Source organism: Desulfovibrio sp. (assembly GCA_016208105.1).
Taxonomy (GTDB): Bacteria; Desulfobacterota; Desulfovibrionia; order Desulfovibrionales; family Desulfovibrionaceae; genus Fundidesulfovibrio.
The window spans coordinates 1-3,761 of record JACQYS010000006.1 but is presented as its reverse complement, the minus strand read 5'-3'; the positions used below and the strand labels follow the sequence as shown (position 1 = coordinate 3,761).

The window sequence follows — 3,761 nt, the reverse complement described above, 5'->3', positions numbered from 1 at the left end:
TGGGGTCACCCCACCAAACGGAAATTTACGCACGCTAAGGATTTCGTAGCGGTCGGAATCGGCCCTGGGCCACGAGTTTGTTGAGGCTCCAGACATAATTCCCTGTCAGGTTGATATGTTCCCATCCCAATGGCGACAAATGCCGCACCAGTTCAGAGGGGATCGGTTCCCCTCGCTCGCGGAGAGCCTCCAAAGCACGTTCCAGGTAGATGGTGTTCCAAAGGGTGATGGCAGCGACGATCAGGTTGAGGGCACAAGCGCGGTGGTTCTGATGCTCGAAGCCGCGGTCCCGCATCTCTCCCAGTCGGTTGAGAAACACCGCTCGGGCCAGGGCATTCCGGGCCTCCCCCTTGTTGAGGCCGACCTGCACCCGACGACGCAACCCGGAATCCTGGAGCCACTGGAGAATGAACAGGGTTCGCTCGATCCTTCCGACTTCCCGAAGGGCCACGGCCAAGCCGTTTTGCCTCGGATAACTTCCCAGCTTCCGCAACAGGAGCGAGGCCGTCGCTGTCCCGTGAACGATCGATGCCGCCAGCCTGGTCACCTCTTCCCAGTGACTCAAGATGTGCCCCTTCTGAATCGCCCCGCCGACCATGCCTTCCAGTGCCGGGTATTCCCCTTCCCGGTCAGGAAGGAAGAGCTTCTTATCGGCGAGATCCCGAATGCGCGGGGCAAACCGGTATCCCAAAAGATGGCAGAGACCGAAGACGTGGTCAGTGAATCCGGCGGTGTCGGTGTAATGCTCCTCAATCCGAAGATCTGACTCGTGATATAACAATCCGTCCAGGACGAAGGTGGCTTCCCGGATGTTGGCGTTGATGACCCGGCTGTGGAAGGGGGCGTAACGATCTGAGATATGGGTGTAAAGCATGACAGAAGGGTCAGTGCCGTATTTCAGGTTCATCTGACCGGCCGGTTCCCCTCGGCCGCCGGCCCGGTATCGCTGCCCATCGGAGGAAGATGTGTTGCCTGCCCCCCAAACTATAGCCAGGGACTGCTGATGCTGGGCGTTGACCAGTTCCGCCAGGGCCTTTGAATAGGTTGCATCCCGGATGTGCCAAGCCGTCAGCCAGGCGAGCTTCGTGTAGGTCATCATAGGGCAGACCTCGGCCATCTTCGCCAGGCCGAGATTGATGCCATCCGCAAGGACCGCCGTCAGCAGGATCGCCGGATCAGAAGGCGATTCCCCGGTCTTGAGATTGGTGAAATGCCGCGTGAAGCCGGTCCAGCGGTCCACCTCCAGCAATAACTCCGTGATGCGGACATGGGGCATGAGCGCATAGACCTTGCGCATCGCGGCTTCGGCTTCATCGGGAACGAGCTTGTCCAGAGGCGTGATCTTCAGAACCCCTTTGGTAAAGGTCACATCCGGCAGTTGTCCGAGCGCCGCGAGCTTGTCGACAGCGACGAGCTGGGACCTGAGTTGCTCCATGCGCCCAGACAGGTATTTCTCTCTGTCCGGTTCCACGGGAAGGCTGAAGCCATCATGTTTCAGTTGTTCAAATGCCTCTGGAGACAAGATGTATTCTTTGAAATCATTGAACTGGCGGCTTCCGGACACCCACAAATCCCCGGACCGAAGGGCATTTTTCAATTCAGCGAGGACACAGAGTTCGTAGAATCGCCTATCTATCACCGTTCCCGAGAAGAGCAGCGGTTTCCACCGTTTCCGAATGAAGTTCCTTGGCGCGTCCGCGGGAACCTCGCGCACGTCTGAGGCGTTCAACTGCCGCAGGAGGTGAATGGCTTGCAGGAGACCCTCCGCGCCGGGGGCAGACCTGAACTCGAAGGTCTCGAGGAAAAGCGGTGCATAGCGTCGGATCTGGGAGTATGAGGTTCCGATCAGACTCAGAGAGTCGTCCATGGTGGGTTTGACGATCCCGTCGGCCTCGGTCACACTCGCTTCGAAGGTTTCCCACGGGAGAATCGCTTCAATGGCGGTAAATGGGTCCTCCCCGGTTCGCCTGGCATCGAGAAGAGCCTGCCCGACCTTCGCGAAGATACGAATTTTCTCGTTGATCGTCTGGGCAGACTCCAGGAAGGCCTCCTCATGCTTTCTTTTGGCCCGGGCGAAGAGCTTTCCCATGATTCGATCGTGCATGGTCAGTATCTCATCCGTCAGTGTGGCCCGTGTTTCCAGGAGAAGCGCGACCAGAAGGGCATAGCGCTGGGCCTCATCAAACCGCCTCATATGCTGAAGAGTGGTGCGTTCAGCCATGCGCGCCAGCTTCAGAAGTCGGTTCCGGTGAACCGCATGTTCGAGGCCGGGGGCCAGGTCGAGGGATCGGACCCGGTGAAGGCGAGCCAGCAAGGTGTTCATGTGGCGCGGTCCTGTCTTGGACACCGGAAGCCGCAACCAGGCCAACACGCTGATTTGCCGGTTTTCATACGGCAGGAACAAGGCTTCGAGCTGCTTTCGTTGTCCCATCGTCAAAGGACTGGTCAGGGCGGCGTAGATGTGACGAAGCGCACGAGTGGCCGTTTCCGCGCATAACCGCTCGATGACCGGCAAAGGAGGAACGATGATTCTCCGGGCTCTCACCTCGTTCAAAACCGCCCGTCCAAGAACCATGCTCTGATCGCTTTGCAGGGCAAAGGGCAGAAGCCATATCGACAACGACCGGTAATCGGCGACATTGAACTGGCGATACCCGTAGATGCCGATGATTGCCTGAAGGTGCTCCCTTCTCGTCTGATCTCGTCCCGCGTAATTGGTCCACAACCCTGGATCGATCATGAGTTGCCGAGATATCATCCCCAGCATACGTTGGTCTGGTGAATCATTTTGCCCGATAACCAGGCCGGGAAATCGAATAGAGCAAAGTTGCGCTGCAAAACCGAGACGGTTGGCATCTCCACGCCTTTGCCGGATGATGGCAAGATCCTGTGGCAACAAGGAATACAGCCTAATGAGCTCGCCTTCGTCCTCTGGAATGGCCACCAATTCAAGGAGTTGGGCAGGGGAGAAAAAATCGCGACGTGGCATACTGAGTTCTCCGATCCGTCATGATGGGGTATGCTTCAGTCTGACGTCAGGCACCTGCCCCGATCGCGTCAGAATAGGGTCTAAATATCACAAAAGTTGACACGTCGGGGAAATGATTTTAGAGTCTTTCCTGACACTGCCAGGAGGAACTTCATGCAAGGCAAACGCATCGGGTATATCCGCATCAGTGCCTTCGACCAAAACCCCGCCCGGCAATTGGAACAGGTTCAGGTCGATCGCACCTTCACGGACAGAGCATCGGGGAAAGACACCAAGAGGCTTGAATTAGAGGCGTTGTTGGCCTTTGTCCGGGAAGGGGATACGGTGGTCGTTCACAGCATGGACCGTCTGGCCCGCAATCTCGATGATCTTCGTCGGCTCGTGCAAGGATTGACCAAGGCTGGCATTCGGGTGGAGTTCGTAAAAGAAGGATTGGTCTTCACCGGCGACGATTCGCCTATGGCAACCCTTCTGCTGTCCGTCATGGGGGCCTTCGCGGAGTTCGAGCGCTCCCTCCTTCGGGAACGACAACGAGAAGGGATCGCCCTTGCCAAGCAACGAGGGGCTTACCGGGGAAGGAAGAAGGCGCTGTCGCACGCACAAGCGGCACATTTACGACAACGCGCAAGAGCTGGCGAGCAAAAGGCGCTCCTAGCGCGGGAGTTCGGGATCAGCCGAGAAACGGTCTATCAGTATATCCGCTCTGAGAGATGATTCCTGAATTCTACAAATTCCTTAGCGTGCGTAAATTTCCGTTTGGTGGGGTGACCCC

At 57.5% G+C, this 3,761-nt stretch carries 2 protein-coding genes; one reads left to right on the top strand and one right to left on the bottom strand.

The genetic code is table 11. From position 1 onward, the window contains the following. Positions 1 to 34 precede the first annotated feature (34 nt). A complete protein-coding gene (locus tag HY795_02915; GenBank protein MBI4804164.1) occupies positions 35 to 2,989 on the bottom strand; it encodes a Tn3 family transposase in 2,955 nt (984 codons plus the stop codon). Positions 2,990 to 3,142: 153 nt separating this feature from the next. Here HY795_02915 and HY795_02910 point away from each other — a divergent pair, with 153 nt between their 5' ends. After that, positions 3,143 to 3,703, top strand: coding sequence for a recombinase family protein (locus HY795_02910; GenBank protein ID MBI4804163.1), 561 nt, complete (start codon positions 3,143 to 3,145; stop codon positions 3,701 to 3,703). Positions 3,704 to 3,761 lie beyond the last annotated feature (58 nt).